A 16,100-nucleotide genomic window follows, 5' to 3' on the forward strand; every position below is an offset into this window, starting at 1 on the left:
TGCTACACTGAAATAAGAGGAAATTAAGCGTTTATAAAAAGGAGAGAAGTGAATGAAACATATTAAAGGAATGTTGGTTTTTATCGGATTATTTATTTTGGTTGGTTGTGCGCCAGATCAAGAGCCAACGAAACAAACCACAAGTGGTCCGCAAGAGACAAAGCAAGTGAAGCAAGTTACCGTCACCAATCAAACAACTTCTGCGGTGGAAAAACAAGCGCCGACTAAAAATGACGAACTGATTGCTAATCAATTGACTTTTGATTCTCATGAATACACGTACGAAGTGGTTACAGGTGCCACGCAAACGACCTTTGGGACAACCCCACCAGCAAAATATACACCAGAAGAAAAAAAGGAAAAAATGTTTTGGTCCAATCAACCGCCTTTGGGATTAATGACGGGTAACTATTATAAAAATGAAGGTGTATTTACTGGCGGAAATTACGGCATTGTAGAGATTATTACGGAACCTGAAACGCAACGGATTCTGAATGTTGAGTTTACAGAGTTTGCTAGTGACCCTTATTATGACACACGCTATTCGGGTGTCAACAAACGCCTGTCGGATTATCCTGAATTTCAAGCAAGCAACACGCGCACAGACGATACGTTAGTCACCGTTGTTAATGGTATTACTTATGTAGAAAAACAAATGCGTGACGAAAATCGTGTCACAGGTAATTTTTATACTGTACGTGGTTCATCAACTTCTGCGCGTGAAGGATTAATGCCTTTAGCAGCAGAGATGGATACTTGGCTAAAAGAGCCATCGAAAGAAACGTATATCGGTTACGCAGAAGATTTAGGTAATGGCCTAATCGGTCGACTTCAAGTGATAACAGAAGAGCAGAAAATAAAACATGTCAGCTATGATGAATACTTTTCGGATGAACAGGAAAAAATCACAGAAACAGCCCTGCGTCCTTTTTATCGTCAATCGAAATATTATTCACCAGGATACAATAAACAAACCAACAATTCTTTTATTCATTTTGTAGATGCACTAACAAAGGCCATTACGACACAACAAACTTTATCCGTTAACGAAGAACAAGAGCTACAGCATCCGTCTTTTACTACTTATCAAAGATTGGCTGAAAAAATCAGCACTTTTCAAAATTCATTGAAGGAATAAAAAAACGAAAGTGGGGCATAAGTCGTTTCGACTTATGCCCCACTTTCGTCATCTTAAGATTAACAGCTAAACCAAAGCGAGTTCTTTTTAAAGAAATACTATTGTCTTAGCCTTTTATAGATCTAAATAATTTTCTAAGTAATCTGCTAAACCATCTTGATCATTTGTTTTTTCAGTGACATCGTTGGCTACGGATTTAATTTTATCCGTGGCATTGTTCATAGCAACACCCCAACCAGCATAACTTAACATTTCTTCGTCATTATGTTCATCGCCAAAAGCAATGATATCAGCTGGTTTGACAGATAAAAAGTTTGCCACTTGGTCAACGCCATGGGCTTTTTGAATTCCTTTTGCGACCATTTCTAAAATAGGCATTGGACCGCCCCAGGTACGGACATCAATATAATCGCCATATTGTTTTGTCAATGTATCAGCAACTTTTTCAGCTTGGTTTGGTGTGGTCCGAACCATCATTGAGGTAGGATTTGTTCGTAAATTTTTAGCAGTAAGTAAATTATCTAAGGTTGCTTTTGAAGCAAAAAATTTCGGATCGAATCCATCTAACGTATCAATATAAAATGTTTCTTTGTTTTCAGCAGCAACAAAATCTAATTGTAATTCTTTTTTCTGTGCCAAAATGTCAAAGACTAGGTCACGTTCAATATTGGCTTCGCTTTCCAAGTCCCACTTTTTCTCTGGAATGTGGACTAAAGCGCCGTTAAAGTTAACCATAGGGGTCGTTAGGCCAAGTTGTTGGTAAAATTGATGACTCATTCTATAGGGACGTCCAGTAGCAATACTGACGTAATGACCGTTGTCAATCGCTTTTTTTAGTGTTTGTTCGGTTTTTGGACTGATTAAAGACTGTGCATTTAATGTTGTGCCGTCTAAATCAATAGCAATTAATTTTTTCAAGTAAAAATTCCTCCTAAATGCCTTTTACTCAGTCTAGCATAAAACCGAAGATTATCAAGGGGAGAAGCATGTTCATTTATAAGGTTTAAAAAAAAGCTTAAGAAGTATGCTACACTAAAATAAACCGTTTGGAAAAGGAGCGCAGAGTATCTTGAGAAATTCTAGAAATTATTTACGAGTGATCACCTTAATCTATTGTATCTATATGTGGTTATTTGCTACGCATTTTCATTTTATGGCGTTGAACGTGTTGTTAGCCTATATTCCAATTGAACTTAGTTATCTTTTAAACGCAGGAAAACGTAAAAGGGATTGGTTGATAGGTTTTGCTTGGTTAATTTTTTATCCTAATGCGCCGTACCTATTTACGGATTTTTTTCATTTAGAAACGCTATCTATTTATCAAGGCTTTAATACGATTTTTGCAAACCAAATTGGTGATTGGTGGGCGTTTGTTTGCTTAACTAGCGGGATTGTTATATATGGACTTTTAGGGATGAAAACAGTAACAATTGTTAGTCAGAAATTGCAAAGTTATTGCGGCTATAGAACAATTGTAGTCTTTCAAGCCGTCCTTCATTTCTTGTCTGGTTTGGCGATTTATGTTGGACGTTTTGATCGATTACACAGTGTCTATCTTTTTATGAGTCCAATTGAAACAGTGAAAATTATCTTTTTTGATTGGTCCCTTCAAAAATTAATGTTTATTTTATTAATGATGTTTCTACAGATGCTGTTGTTTGGGCTAATCCAATTATTAGGAAAAGAAGAAGCAATTTAAAGCTTTTTCTTTTTTTATATCTGGAAAACACGAACATTATATAGAAAAAGTTGTATAATAGTTAATATTTTGTTGTAAAAAGACAGCGATTCTCATATAATTAAAGAGTAATTATTCGAAAACATGGAGTTTAAGGGAGAGAAGTGCAATTATGAATACGTTTTTCAAATTAAAGGAAAACAAGACAACGGTGTCGACTGAAATAATGGCGGGGATTACAACCTTTTTTGCAATGAGTTATATTTTATTTGTTAATCCGTCCATTCTTTCAGAAACAGGGATGCCTTTTCAGGCTGTTTTTTTAGCGACTATTATTGCTTCAATCATTGGTACATTAATTATGGGGCTGTTTGCTAATGTGCCTTACGCTCAAGCACCAGGAATGGGACTCAATGCTTTCTTTACGTTTACGGTCGTTTTTGGGATGGGGTATACATGGCAACAAGCATTAGCGATGGTTTTTGTTTGTGGTTTGATTAATATTTTGATTACAGTGACAAAAATTCGCAAAATGATTATTAAAGCAATTCCAGAGAGTTTACAACATGCTATTGGTGGTGGAATTGGAATTTTCGTCGCTTATGTGGGGCTGAAAAATGCTGGCTTACTGAGTTTCACAGTACAAGCAGAACCTCAAAATGGTGTTGTGAATGGTTCGAGTATCGTGCCTGCTTTAGGAAATTTTGATCATCCAGCCATTATATTGGCGGTGATTGGGTTAGTTTTAACAACGATTTTAGTTGTCACAAATGTTCGCGGCGCGATTTTAATTGGTATTGTGGTTACTACGTTAATCGCAATTCCAATGGGAGTGGTAGATACTGCTTCGGTTGATTGGCATGCTAATTCGCTGGGCAATTCATTTAAAGAATTAGGTACAACTTTTGGCGCTGCTTTTGGTGCTGAGGGCTTAAAGTCATTGTTTAGTGATTCTTCAAAAATTCCTCAAGTCTTAATGACCATTATTGCCTTCAGTTTATCAGATACGTTTGATACAATTGGAACATTTATCGGTACGGGTCGTCGAACAGGGATCTTCTCTAAAGAAGATGAATTAGCTTTAGAAGATAGTAAGGGCTTCAGCACTAAAATGGACAAAGCTCTATTTGCAGATGCTATTGCAACATCTATCGGTGCGATTTTTGGTACATCGAATACGACAACTTATGTAGAAAGTGCAGCAGGAATCGGTGCGGGTGGTCGAACAGGTTTGACATCGGTAGTGGTAGCAATTCTATTTGCCCTAAGTAGTCTTTTTTCACCCCTTATTGCTATTGTGCCAGCACAAGCTACGGCACCAGCGTTAATTTTAGTGGGAATTATGATGTTAGCTTCTTTCAAAGACATCAATTGGACGGATTTAGAAGATGCGATTCCAGCATTTTTTGCTTCAATTTTCATGGGATTATGTTATAGCATCTCTTATGGGATTGCTGCTGGGTTCATCTTTTATGCAGTGGTGAAAGTAGTCAAAGGAAAAGCCAAAGAAGTTTCACCAATTATTTGGGTCATTGATGCGTTGTTTATCTTAAACTTTGTAATCTTAGCTATTTTATAGTAAACAGAAGTGAGGCTGAGATAACAGCGGTTAGCTTCGAAGGTGTTGTATTTGTTCAGCTATTTATTTTAAGCTTAAACGTTAAGGAGTCTGGAAGATTGGTCGTTTTGACTGCTCTTCCAGACTTTTTTTAAAAAGAATTTTCTTTTGAGAGATTCACTTTTTTAGAGTATAGTGGTAGGTGAAGAGGTGATAAGGTGGATAAAAGTATGAAAATAAAATGGAAGCAGAATTTATTAGTCGCATGGATTGGTTGCTTTTTTACAGGGGCGAGTATTAGTTTAGTTATGCCGTTTATTCCAGTATACGTTGAACAATTAGGGACGCCTAAGAGTCAAGTAGAGCTGTTTTCTGGATTGGCAATTTCTGTCACGGCATTTGCTGCTGCGATTGTTGCACCGATTTGGGGAAATTTAGCTGATCGAAAAGGTCGGAAAATTATGATGATTCGGGCTGCAGCAGGAATGACAATCACAATGGGGGCTTTAGCGTTTGTTCCTAATGTATATTGGTTGTTGATTATGCGTTTTATGAACGGGATTTTATCCGGCTATATTCCTAACGCAACAGCGATGATTGCATCGCAGGCACCAAAAGAAAAAAACGGCTGGGCTCTAGGGACATTATCAACAGGTGCAATTGCTGGAACGTTAATTGCGCCATCGATTGGCGGTGCGTTGGCACAGTGGTTTGGAATGGAAAATGTCTTTATTATTACTGGTGTTATTTTATTCATTACAACATTGCTGACGATCTTTTTAGTTAAAGAAGATTTTCAACCAGTTGAGAAAAAGGATTTATTAACGACTAAAGAAATTTTTAGTAAGATGGATCATGTTTCAGTGTTGATTGGTTTGTTTGTGACTACGTTAATTTTACAATTAGGAATTACAAGTATCAGCCCAATCTTAACGCTATATATTCGCTCTTTAAGTGGCGATACAGAGAATGTATTATTTGTTAGTGGTTTGATTGTTTCGATTGCCGGCGTTTCAGCAATTATTTCTTCTCCAACTTTGGGGAAAATTGGGGACCGCATCGGGAACCAAAAAGTTTTATTAGGCGGATTAATTCTTTCTTTTATTTGTTACATTCCCATGGCGTTTGTGCAAACACCTTTTCAGTTAGGCGTTTTGCGGTTCCTTTTAGGTTTTTCAACCGGCGCTTTAATGCCATCAATCAATACGTTAATTAGTAAAATAACGCCAACGGAGGGCGTAAGTAGAGTTTATAGTTACAATCAGATGTGTAGTAATTTCGGTCAAGTTTTAGGACCAATGGTAGGGTCGACAGTTGCCCATGGTTTTGGCTATTCTTCTGTTTTTCTGGTAACCGCTTGTTTCGTTTTAGGAAACATTGGGTTGTCCTTCTTTAATTTCCGAAAAGTTTTAAATAAAAAGCTATAAACAGTTGAAAAGATAAAAAAACCAGTTACAATAACTTTAGTAACTGGTTTTTTCTTATTTAACAGGTTTGGTTTCTTTCGGTACTGCAAAGTGTGCAATTAATAAAATAATCACGGCTGTTGCCAACGATAGAATCGTTGTCATTTTAAAGTCGTATGAACCACCAGATAACGCACCGCCGATATATCCAACGACTTGGCCTAATGCGAAGGTCCAGAAAAATACAACAAGATAACGCATATGAGCACCTCTTTTCTAGCTCTTAGTTTAGCATATTTTCTTTAAAAGTAAAGAATCCGCAATAGGAAAATAAGAGAAGAGGAAAAAATAGCAAGGATTCAAAAAGGAGCTGTCCAATGTCATTTCCACAATTACATACCGTTACTTCCTATTCGCTTTTATCTAGTACGGTTAGGATTCGTTCCTATGTAGAACAAGCGAAAGCGTTAGGTTATCAAACATTAGCGATTACCGATATCAATGTCTTGCATGGGGCGGTTGAATTTTATGAAGCATGCCAAGAAGCGGGAATTCAACCAATTATCGGTTTAAGATTAGAATATACCCCAGTAGAAAAAGAAGGGCATTCCGAGTTGCTTTTATTTGCTAAAAACTTAAAAGGTTATCAGCAACTAATGCAACTATCTAGCAGCAAAATGACGACAGAGGGTCCCTTTTACTTAGCGGAACATCAATCCTTATTAAGTGATTTATTTGCCGTGACTTTGTCAGCAAGAGGAGAAGTTGCCCAAACATTTTTTGAAGATGAACAACAAGCGGTTCACGCTTTCCAACAACTTGCTTCATATTTTGATCCCCAGTCATTATTTGTTGAGCATTCTTTTTCAATGAATCAACAACGCAATCCAGCACTCTTTTCTTTTTACCAACGAGAACAATTGCCTGGCGTGGCTTTGCAAGAGGTGCGTCATTTAACAAGAGAAGAAGGCTTCGCTGTAACTGTTCTTGAGAGTATCAAAGAAAATAATCAATTAAATATTACAAGCCAAACACCGGAAATTGAAGGTCTGAATTACTTGCGTGAAGCAGAGACAACGATGGAACAGCTGCTTCAAATAGCTGGTGCAGAAGTGGTCCAGAATACGATTCAGTTAGCTGAAAATTGCCGAGTTGACATTCCTTTACATCAAAAATTATTACCGCATTTTCCTGTGCCTGATAATCAAACAGCAGGTTCTTATTTACGCACATTGTGTTTAGAAAAATTACCAGAAAGAGTGCCTCATCTAAATGAAGTCTACCAAAAACGCTTAGAAAAAGAGTTAACCATCATTCACAATATGGGCTTTGATGATTACTTTTTAATCGTTTGGGATGTGATGGACTTCTGTCATAACAATCAAATTGTTACAGGCGCTGGTCGGGGCTCGGCTGCGGGTTCTTTAGTGTCCTATGTATTATCAATTACAGATGTAGATCCAATCAAATATGATTTGCTTTTTGAACGTTTTTTGAATCCAGAACGCTATACGATGCCCGATATTGATTTAGATATTCCTGATAATCGGCGGGAGGAAGTTTTAGCATATGTCAGTCAAAAATATGGTCATTATCACATGGCGCAAATTGCCACGTTTGGTACGATGGCTGCGAAAATGGTTTTACGGGACGTTGCACGTGTTTTCGGGTTGTCCCAGAGTGAAGCGAATCGGTGGTCAGCAGCTGTTCCCAACAAGCTGAAAATCACGTTAGAAGAAGCGTACCAAGAGTCGAAACGGATGCAAGAATTGGTCAATTTTTCACCGAATAATCAATTGCTCTATAAAACAGCTGTTCAGCTAGAAGGATTGCCTCGCCATGTTTCTACGCATGCAGCAGGTGTGGTAATTAGTGATGAAAATCTTTTGAATTTGGTTCCGTTACAACCAGGATCGAATGAAATTTTATTGACCCAATTTACTATGAATGATGTTGAAAAAATTGGTCTTCTGAAAATGGATTTCTTGGGCTTAAGAAATTTATCCATTATTGATGACACCCTCACAGCTGTTAAACGCGTCTATAATCAAACCATTCGTTTGAATCAGATTCCATTAGATGACGAAACAACGCTGGCTTTGTTTAGAAAAGGGGAAACAAGTGGCGTTTTCCAGTTTGAATCTGCTGGAATTCGGAATGTATTAAGAAAATTAGGACCAACTAGCATTGAAGATATTGCTGCTGTCAATGCTCTGTATCGTCCTGGTCCGATGCAGAATATTGATGTTTTCATCCGCCGGAAAAAAGACTTGGAACAAATTAGTTATCCAGAGCCTAGTCTCGCCCCTATTTTAGAAAATACGTACGGAATTATTGTTTACCAAGAGCAGATTATGCAAGTTGCTGCGAAAATGGCAGGCTTCTCTTTAGGGCAAGCCGACATTTTACGTCGGGCTATTAGTAAAAAGAAAAAAGACGTGCTAGATGAAGAACGAAATCATTTTGTTAATGGTGCGCTACAACAAGGCTATCCCCAAGAGACAGCTAACCAAGTGTACGATTATATTGAGCGCTTTGCTAATTATGGCTTTAACCGCTCGCATGCATTTGCCTATTCCTTTATTGGTTTTCAAATGGCTTACTTGAAGGTTCATTATCCGAGTGCTTTTTATGTCGCATTGTTGCATTCTGTTCGTCATAATCCAACAAAAATTAAAGAATATATTGGCGAAGCTAGAAAAAACAAGCAGACGATTTTGCAGCCGTCAATTAACCAAAGTCACTACAGCTTTTACCTAAATCAGCAACAGCAAATTTTATTTGGTTTTAGTTCTTTAAAAGGAATCCGCCGAGATTTCATTCAAAATATTTTAAATGAACGCCGAGAAAATGGACCGTACAAAACGTTCGATGAGTTTCTTTTGCGAATTGACCGCAAGTGGTTGAAAGTTGAAAATATTGAACCATTGATTGCCATCGGTGCATTTGACGAAATTGCACCCAATCGCCGTCAATTAGCGGTAGGTTTAGAGAGTAATATCCAAAGTATTCTTCTCAGCGGTGGTAGTATGGATTTGTTAGAAACGTTGAAGCCGAAGGAAGAAGAAATTGCCGATTATCCGCTAGAAGAGCGACTAGAACAAGAAGAACAATATTTAGGGGTCTACTTATCAGGACATCCGACAGAAGAGTTCAAAAAAACACGCTTAGCTAAGCAAACGCAACTTGTTCATGAGCTTGTTGAAAATCAGCCCACGAAATTATTAATTTATGTCAAAAACATTCGGACGATTCGGACCAAAAAGGGAGAACAAATGGCCTTTGTTGACGGGGATGATACAACAGGAAGTATTTCATTAACTTTGTTCCCAACTGTTTTTCGCCAGTTAAGACAAAGCGTTGAAAAAGGGCAAGTTTATTATGTGGAAGGAAAAGTGGAACGCAGTACGTACAATCAAGAATTGCAAATATTGGTTCAACGAATAGAAAAAGCCCAACAAGTAGAAACATCAATTAGTGACGAAACGTGTTTTATCAGAATTACAAAAGATGTCGAACAAACGGACGTTTTTCAGAAAATGAAAGAGGTACTCAGTCGTCATGTTGGACACATTCCAGTGATTGTCTATTTTGAAAAAACAGGTAAGAAAATAGTATTAAATGAAGAAAATTGGGTCGCTCATACAAGCGCTAGTCAGCAACAATTAGCTTACGTTTTAGGCGAGCAAAACGTCATTTTCAAATGATTTACGGTAAAAAATACTAGTTGTTTTCAACTTTTTTCATTTTTTTCTTCTTAACTCAAGACATTTTGGTTCTTTAATGGTAAAATGAATGACGTAATATTTTTGTATATCAATTTTTGCGAAAAGGTTTCTTTTGGCAGTTGAAAGTATATTATATGAGGTGAAATAGCGAATGAAACGCATTGGTATTTTAACCAGCGGGGGAGATGCCCCTGGAATGAACGCTGCAATTCGTGCAGTCGTACGCAAAAGTATTTTTGATGGAATCGAAGTTTACGGTATTAACTATGGATTTGCCGGTTTAGTCGCAGGCGACATCCGTCGTTTAGATGTTGCTGACGTTGGCGATAAGATTCAACGTGGTGGAACATTCTTGTACTCTGCTCGTTATCCTGAATTTGCTACTGAAGAAGGGCAATTAAAAGGAATCGAACAATTGAAAAAATTCGGTATTGAAGGCTTAGTTGTTATTGGTGGAGACGGTTCTTATCATGGCGCAATGGCTTTGACAAAACGTGGTTTCCCGGCTGTTGGAATTCCTGGAACGATTGATAATGATATTCCTGGAACAGATTTCACAATCGGTTTTGATACAGCGATTAACACTGTTTTGGAATCAATTGACCGAATTCGTGATACAGCGACTTCTCATGTTCGTACATTCGTTATCGAAGTAATGGGACGTAACGCTGGTGATATCGCATTGTGGTCAGGCGTGGCTGGCGGAGCAGATGAAATCATTATTCCTGAACATGATTTTGATATGAAAAACGTTGCCAAACGTATTCAAGAAGGCCGCGACCGCGGGAAAAAACATTGCTTAATCATTTTAGCAGAAGGCGTAATGGGCGGAAATGAATTTGCTGATAAACTTTCTGAATATGGTGATTTCCATACGCGTGTATCAATTTTAGGCCACGTGGTTCGTGGGGGCTCTCCAAGTGCTCGTGACCGTGTATTAGCAAGTAAATTTGGGTCATATGCTGTTGAACTTCTAAAAGAAGGCAAAGGCGGTTTATGTATTGGTATGTTAGACAACCAAGTAGTTGCAGCTGATATTATTGACACGTTAGAAAACAATCAACACAAACCAGATTTATCTCTTTATGAGTTAAATCATGAAATTTCTTTTTAATCTTGTATATTAGCTAATGTTATTAGCTTTGTATAAACAAATTTGGAATAGGAGCGTTTTAGTAATGAAAAAAACGAAAATCGTATGTACGATTGGACCAGCTAGTGAATCCGTTGAGATGCTAGTAAACTTAATTAATGCAGGTATGAATGTTTGCCGTTTGAACTTTTCACATGGTGACTACGAAGAGCATGGTGCTCGTATTAAAAACATTCGTGAAGCTGTAAAAATTACAGGGAAACGCGTAGCGATCTTACTAGATACAAAAGGTCCTGAAATCCGCACAAATGACATGGAAAATGGCGCAATCACAATGAAAATTGGTGACTCAGTGCGTATTTCTATGACAGAAGTTTTAGGAACAAATGAAAAATTCTCAATCACTTATCCAGAATTAATCAATGATGTAAACGTAGGTTCACACATTCTTTTAGATGATGGTTTAATCGATTTAGAAGTAACTGATATCGACCGTGATGCAAACGAAATCGTAACAGTTGTTAAAAACGAAGGCGTCTTGAAAAACAAAAAAGGCGTTAACGTACCAGGCGTTTCTGTAAACTTACCAGGGATCACTGAAAAAGATGCTAACGATATCCGTTTCGGAATTGGTCAAGGAATTGACTTTATCGCAGCTAGCTTCGTTCGTCGTGCTTCTGACGTTTTAGAAATCACTAAAATTTTAGAAGAAGAAAACGCAACACACATCCAAATCATTCCTAAAATCGAAAACCAAGAAGGTATCGATAATATCGATGAAATCTTAAAAGTTTCTGATGGTTTAATGGTTGCTCGTGGTGACATGGGTGTTGAAATTCCAACAGAAGATGTTCCAGTTGTCCAAAAAGCTTTAATTAAAAAATGTAATGCTTTAGGTAAACCAGTTATCACTGCAACACAAATGTTAGATTCAATGCAACGTAACCCACGTCCAACACGTGCGGAAGCAAATGACGTAGCAAACGCAATCTACGATGGTACAGATGCAGTAATGTTATCAGGCGAAACTGCAGCAGGGGATTACCCATTAGAAGCTGTTCAAACAATGGCTCGTATTGCAGTTCGTACAGAAGAAACATTAGTTAACCAAGATTCATTCGCATTGAAATTATATAGCAAAACAGATATGACCGAAGCAATCGGACAATCTGTTGGCCATACAGCACGTAACTTGGGTATCCAAACAATCGTTGCGGCAACAGAATCAGGCCATACAGCACGTATGATCTCTAAATACCGTCCAAAAGCACATATCGTTGCAATTACGTTCTCAGAACAAAAAGCACGTAGCTTATCATTATCATGGGGTGTTTACGCAACAGTTGCTGACAAACCATCAAGCACAGATGAAATGTTTAATTTAGCTTCAAAAGTATCACAAGAAGAAGGTTATGCTTCAGAAGGTGATTTAATCATTATCACTGCTGGTGTTCCAGTTGGCGAAAAAGGCACAACAAACTTAATGAAAATTCAAATGATCGGTTCTAAATTAGTTCAAGGTCAAGGTGTCGGCGAAGAAGCAATTATTGCAAAAGCCGTTGTTGCAGGAACTGCTGAAGAAGCAGTTGCTAAAGCGACTGAAGGAGCTATTTTAGTTACAAAAACAACAGATAAAGAATACATGCCTGCAATTGAAAAAGCATCAGCATTAGTTGTTGAAGAAGGTGGTTTAACTTCTCATGCAGCTGTGGTCGCGATTGCGCAAAATATTCCAGTTATCGTAGGTGCTGCAGATGCAACATCATTAATTAATAATGACGAAGTGATTACTGTTGATCCTCGTCGTGGTATTGTATACCGCGGAGCAACAACAGCTATCTAAGTCTAATTAATTCAATCATTTGATTTTAAGCAATATGTACTCGGACGCAAAGCTGGGACAAACCGATTCGTCAGTTTGTCTCAGCTTTTTTTACAAAAAAGACAGTAGTACGAAATGTTCAGAAAACACGTATTCAGTAAATAAAGAGTTGGATGCAAATAGTAAAATTATGTCTTAGTTTTAAAATATCTATGTTATTTCACACAAAAATTTTGTTATTTAATTAAATAAGCGTTAAGTTAGCTTCAACTGAAAAACAATTATAAAAAAAACGAAAGAAAAACAGGAAATAAGAAAGGGCTGTCAAGAAAATTTCATTGACAAAGCTTTCATACCCCTGTATAATAGCTTTTGTTGCTTAGGAGTGATAATTATGAAGTGGTCTTTGTTAGAATTAAATAAATACAAAGAAGAGCCGCTAGTGTTTTCAGAAACATTGCATCTTAAAGAAGAGCTTCTTCAACGAGATGATACCTTGTTGGATGTAAGTCCAATCAAAGTAGAAGGCTTATTAGCAGTCAATAAATCAGAATATTTACTTCATTACACTATTCAGGTAACTGTAACCGTTCCTTCATCCCGTTCTTTAGAACCTGTGGCTTTGCCAATGAAAATCACGGTCGATGAAGTCTTTATGACAAAAGAACAAATGGATACAAGAGATGAACGATTTGCAGCTGAAGAGATTATTTTATTGGACAAGCCAACAATTGATTTAGATGAATCTGTCGAAGACAACATTCTATTGTCCATTCCAATTCAAGTGCTTACAGAAGAAGAACAAAACAGTCAAGAAATGCCAAGTGGCAATGACTGGGAAGTAATTTCAGAAGAAGCATATTTGGAAAGTAAGCAGAAAGCAGCAGAACAAACAGTGGATCCTCGTCTGGCTAAACTATCAGAATTACTCAGCGATAATGCTGAAGAGGAAGATAACAGCTAGGTTGGAATATATTGTGTATGTAAATACACGCATCTTTACAAGGAGGTGGAACAACAATGGCAGTACCAGCTAGAAGAACTTCTAAAGCGAAAAAAGCAAAACGTCGCACACACTACAAATTAACAATCAAAGGCTTAAATGCATGCTCAAACTGTGGTGAAATGAAAAAAAGCCATCACGTATGTCCAGCATGTGGTCACTACGATGGAAAAGACGTAATGTCTAAAGAAGCATAAGCATAAAAACATTTTTTGAAATGTTGAATCCCCTAGGCTAACCATGGAGCCTAGGGGATTTGTATTTTTTTAAGAAAATATGAAGAAATTGGAAATTTATTGGCACTATATTGTTTTCATATGAAAGATAGTGCGTTATAATAGTGAGGATTATAAGAGAATGCTCATAGAATTTTCGTTGATTATAATATAGGAGGTCATAAAATGACAAAACAACAATTTGGCGTAGTCGGCATGGCTGTCATGGGGAAAAATCTTGCTTTAAACATTGAAAGCAGAGGCTATACAGTTGCGCTGTATAACCGTACAGGATCAAAAACAACAGAAGTGGTTGAAGAACATCCTGACAAAAACTTTCAAGCAACATACACAATTGAAGAATTTGTGAATGCAATTGAAAAACCTCGTCGAATTATGTTGATGGTTAAAGCTGGACCTGCAACAGATGCGACAATCCAAGAATTGTTACCACACCTTGATAAAGGCGACATCTTAATTGATGGCGGTAATACGTTCTTCAAAGACACAATGCGACGTAATGAAGAACTAGCAAACTCAGGAATTAACTTTATCGGTACTGGCGTTTCTGGCGGAGAAGAAGGGGCTTTGAAAGGACCATCGATCATGCCTGGCGGACAAAAAGAAGCGTATGAGTTAGTTGCGCCAATTCTTGAAAAAATTTCAGCAAAAGCAGAAGACGGTGAACCATGTGTGACTTACATTGGCCCAAATGGTGCTGGACATTATGTAAAAATGGTTCATAATGGGATTGAATATGGGGACATGCAATTAATTGCTGAATCCTACGATTTAATGAAACAAATCTTAGGTTTATCTGTTGATGAAATGGCAGAGATTTTCAAAGAATGGAACGAAGGCGAATTAGACAGTTACCTTATCGAGATCACGGCTGACATTTTGACACGTAAAGATGATGAAGGAACCGACCAACCAATCGTTGATGTTATTCTTGATGCAGCAGGCAACAAAGGAACAGGTAAGTGGACAAGCCAAAGTGCGTTAGATCTTGGCGTACCATTACCATTAATTACAGAATCAGTATTTGCACGTTTTATTTCGGCTTACAAAGAAGAACGCGTAAAAGCAAGTGGCATTTTATCAAAACCTGCAGCCTTTAACTTTGCAGGCGATAAAAAAGAATTGATTGAAAAAATTCGCGAAGCATTATACTTTAGTAAATTAATGAGTTATGCGCAAGGTTTTGCACAACTCCGTGCAGCTTCTGAAGAATACGGATGGGATTTACCATTTGGTGAAATTGCAAAAATCTGGCGAGCAGGTTGTATTATCCGTGCACAATTCTTACAAAAAATTACCGATGCATATGAAAAAAATCCAGCACTTGAAAACTTGTTGTTAGATGAATACTTCGTAGAAATTACGAAAAAATATCAACAAGCCGTTCGTGAAGTTGTTGCGATTGCTGTTCAAGCAGGTGTTCCTGTGCCAACATTCTCATCTGCAATTGCTTATTACGATTCATATCGTTCAGATCGCTTACCAGCGAATTTAATTCAAGCACAACGTGATTACTTCGGTGCTCATACGTACGAACGTACAGACAAAGAAGGAATCTACCATTACAGCTGGTACAACGAAGAATAAACACGCTGGAGACCATGAGTGTGGCTCACCATGCTCATGGTTTTACTGTGGCTTAAAAAAGAACCAGACAGATTGAGTAGTAATTCTCTAATAAGTAGTAAGGAATAAAAAGGTTGAGCTTGAGTATAGCTTTTAAAGAGAAAGGACAATTAATCAAATGAGCAACATTTTAATTATTGAAGATGAAAAGAACTTAGCGAGATTCGTTGAGCTTGAATTAAAACATGAGGGGTATACGACAGAAGTACACTACAATGGTCGTACAGGATTGGAAGCCGCTCTTAACAACGAATGGGATGCTATCCTTCTTGATTTGATGTTACCAGAATTAAATGGATTAGAAGTATGTCGCCGTGTTCGCCAAGTGAAAAATACACCAATTATTATGATGACTGCGCGTGATTCAGTAATTGACCGTGTTTCTGGCTTAGACCATGGAGCGGATGATTATATTGTTAAACCATTTGCAATTGAAGAATTGTTAGCTCGTTTACGTGCGTTACTTCGTCGTATTGATATTGAGGGCGATAAAAACGTTGCAAAACAAACAACGATTACATATCGTGACTTAACAATTGAAAAAGAAAATCGTGTTGTTCGTCGTAATTCTGAAATGATTGAATTAACAAAACGCGAATACGAATTACTATTAACGCTAATGGAAAACGTGAATGTTGTCTTGGCACGTGATGTGTTACTGAATAAAGTTTGGGGCTATGAAACAGAAGTAGAAACAAACGTTGTGGATGTATATATCCGCTACTTACGAAATAAAATTGACGTACCTGGAGAAGAAAGCTACATCCAAACTGTCCGTGGAACTGGCTACGTTATGCGTTCGTGAGAACTAA

At 37.5% G+C, this 16,100-nt stretch carries 13 protein-coding genes; 11 read left to right on the forward strand and 2 right to left on the reverse strand.

Annotated elements, in window-relative coordinates:
• Window positions 1-52: 52 nt before the first annotated feature.
• Window positions 53-1,138, forward strand: coding sequence for a hypothetical protein (locus tag IGI87_RS04235; RefSeq protein ID WP_438736314.1), 1,086 nt, complete (start codon window positions 53-55; stop codon window positions 1,136-1,138).
• 114 nt (window positions 1,139-1,252) lie between these two features.
• Here IGI87_RS04235 and IGI87_RS04240 read toward each other — a convergent pair whose 3' ends face one another.
• Complete coding sequence (locus IGI87_RS04240; protein WP_002355941.1) at window positions 1,253-2,056, reverse strand: Cof-type HAD-IIB family hydrolase; 804 nt, start codon at window positions 2,054-2,056, stop codon at window positions 1,253-1,255.
• A 205-nt stretch (window positions 2,057-2,261) separates the two neighbouring features.
• On the opposite strand from IGI87_RS04240, the gene IGI87_RS04245 reads away from it, so the two are divergent.
• From IGI87_RS04245 to IGI87_RS04255, 3 genes are all read left to right on the forward strand, one after another.
• Complete coding sequence (locus tag IGI87_RS04245) at window positions 2,262-2,837, forward strand: DUF1361 domain-containing protein (protein WP_438737394.1); 576 nt, start codon at window positions 2,262-2,264, stop codon at window positions 2,835-2,837.
• 151 nt (window positions 2,838-2,988) lie between these two features.
• Window positions 2,989-4,395: an NCS2 family permease gene (locus IGI87_RS04250; protein WP_438736315.1), complete on the forward strand. Its 1,407-nt coding sequence runs from the start codon at window positions 2,989-2,991 to the stop codon at window positions 4,393-4,395.
• A 209-nt stretch (window positions 4,396-4,604) separates the two neighbouring features.
• Window positions 4,605-5,801 carry a multidrug efflux MFS transporter gene (locus IGI87_RS04255; RefSeq protein ID WP_002381323.1) on the forward strand — a complete coding sequence of 399 codons (1,197 nt, stop codon included), beginning with the start codon at window positions 4,605-4,607 and terminating at the stop codon, window positions 5,799-5,801.
• A 54-nt stretch (window positions 5,802-5,855) separates the two neighbouring features.
• Here IGI87_RS04255 and IGI87_RS04260 read toward each other — a convergent pair whose 3' ends face one another.
• A complete protein-coding gene (locus tag IGI87_RS04260; RefSeq protein ID WP_002355945.1) occupies window positions 5,856-6,041 on the reverse strand; it encodes a YjzD family protein in 186 nt (61 codons plus the stop codon).
• Window positions 6,042-6,157: 116 nt separating this feature from the next.
• Here IGI87_RS04260 and dnaE point away from each other — a divergent pair, with 116 nt between their 5' ends.
• From dnaE to IGI87_RS04295, 7 genes are all read left to right on the forward strand, one after another.
• On the forward strand, window positions 6,158-9,487 hold the full coding sequence (gene dnaE / locus IGI87_RS04265) for a DNA polymerase III subunit alpha (protein WP_438736316.1): 3,330 nt from the start codon (window positions 6,158-6,160) through the stop codon (window positions 9,485-9,487).
• 172 nt (window positions 9,488-9,659) lie between these two features.
• A complete protein-coding gene (pfkA, locus tag IGI87_RS04270) occupies window positions 9,660-10,622 on the forward strand; it encodes a 6-phosphofructokinase (RefSeq protein ID WP_104855355.1) in 963 nt (320 codons plus the stop codon).
• Window positions 10,623-10,686: 64 nt separating this feature from the next.
• Complete coding sequence (gene pyk / locus IGI87_RS04275; protein WP_104855354.1) at window positions 10,687-12,444, forward strand: pyruvate kinase; 1,758 nt, start codon at window positions 10,687-10,689, stop codon at window positions 12,442-12,444.
• Between the two features lie 373 nt (window positions 12,445-12,817).
• Complete coding sequence (locus tag IGI87_RS04280; protein ID WP_010828677.1) at window positions 12,818-13,387, forward strand: YceD family protein; 570 nt, start codon at window positions 12,818-12,820, stop codon at window positions 13,385-13,387.
• Window positions 13,388-13,443: 56 nt separating this feature from the next.
• A complete protein-coding gene (gene rpmF, locus IGI87_RS04285) occupies window positions 13,444-13,623 on the forward strand; it encodes a 50S ribosomal protein L32 (protein WP_002355952.1) in 180 nt (59 codons plus the stop codon).
• A 204-nt stretch (window positions 13,624-13,827) separates the two neighbouring features.
• The gene (gene gndA / locus IGI87_RS04290; RefSeq protein WP_280211977.1) at window positions 13,828-15,249 is read left to right on the forward strand and encodes an NADP-dependent phosphogluconate dehydrogenase; all 1,422 of its coding nucleotides are present in this window, start codon (window positions 13,828-13,830) and stop codon (window positions 15,247-15,249) included.
• A 157-nt stretch (window positions 15,250-15,406) separates the two neighbouring features.
• Window positions 15,407-16,093, forward strand: a complete 687-nt coding sequence (locus tag IGI87_RS04295) for a response regulator transcription factor (protein ID WP_002355954.1) — start codon at window positions 15,407-15,409, stop codon at window positions 16,091-16,093.
• The last annotated feature ends 7 nt before the right edge of the window (window positions 16,094-16,100 follow it).

The sequence above is a fragment of the Enterococcus sp. DIV1444a genome, from assembly GCF_051712125.1.
In the GTDB taxonomy this organism is placed as follows: Bacteria; Bacillota; Bacilli; order Lactobacillales; family Enterococcaceae; genus Enterococcus; species Enterococcus faecalis.

What these genes read in the sequence shown, in the direction of transcription:
- IGI87_RS04235 (WP_438736314.1), top strand. Translation starts at nt 53, where the DNA reads ATGAAACATATTAAAGGAATGTTGGTTTTTATCGGATTATTTATTTTG.
- IGI87_RS04245 (WP_438737394.1), top strand. Translation starts at nt 2,262, where the DNA reads ATGTGGTTATTTGCTACGCATTTTCATTTTATGGCGTTGAACGTGTTG.
- IGI87_RS04250 (WP_438736315.1), top strand. Translation starts at nt 2,989, where the DNA reads ATGAATACGTTTTTCAAATTAAAGGAAAACAAGACAACGGTGTCGACT.
- IGI87_RS04255 (WP_002381323.1), top strand. Translation starts at nt 4,605, where the DNA reads ATGAAAATAAAATGGAAGCAGAATTTATTAGTCGCATGGATTGGTTGC.
- IGI87_RS04260 (WP_002355945.1), bottom strand. Translation starts at nt 6,041, where the DNA reads ATGCGTTATCTTGTTGTATTTTTCTGGACCTTCGCATTAGGCCAAGTC.
- dnaE (WP_438736316.1), top strand. Translation starts at nt 6,158, where the DNA reads ATGTCATTTCCACAATTACATACCGTTACTTCCTATTCGCTTTTATCT.
- pfkA (WP_104855355.1), top strand. Translation starts at nt 9,660, where the DNA reads ATGAAACGCATTGGTATTTTAACCAGCGGGGGAGATGCCCCTGGAATG.
- pyk (WP_104855354.1), top strand. Translation starts at nt 10,687, where the DNA reads ATGAAAAAAACGAAAATCGTATGTACGATTGGACCAGCTAGTGAATCC.
- IGI87_RS04280 (WP_010828677.1), top strand. Translation starts at nt 12,818, where the DNA reads ATGAAGTGGTCTTTGTTAGAATTAAATAAATACAAAGAAGAGCCGCTA.
- rpmF (WP_002355952.1), top strand. Translation starts at nt 13,444, where the DNA reads ATGGCAGTACCAGCTAGAAGAACTTCTAAAGCGAAAAAAGCAAAACGT.
- gndA (WP_280211977.1), top strand. Translation starts at nt 13,828, where the DNA reads ATGACAAAACAACAATTTGGCGTAGTCGGCATGGCTGTCATGGGGAAA.
- IGI87_RS04295 (WP_002355954.1), top strand. Translation starts at nt 15,407, where the DNA reads ATGAGCAACATTTTAATTATTGAAGATGAAAAGAACTTAGCGAGATTC.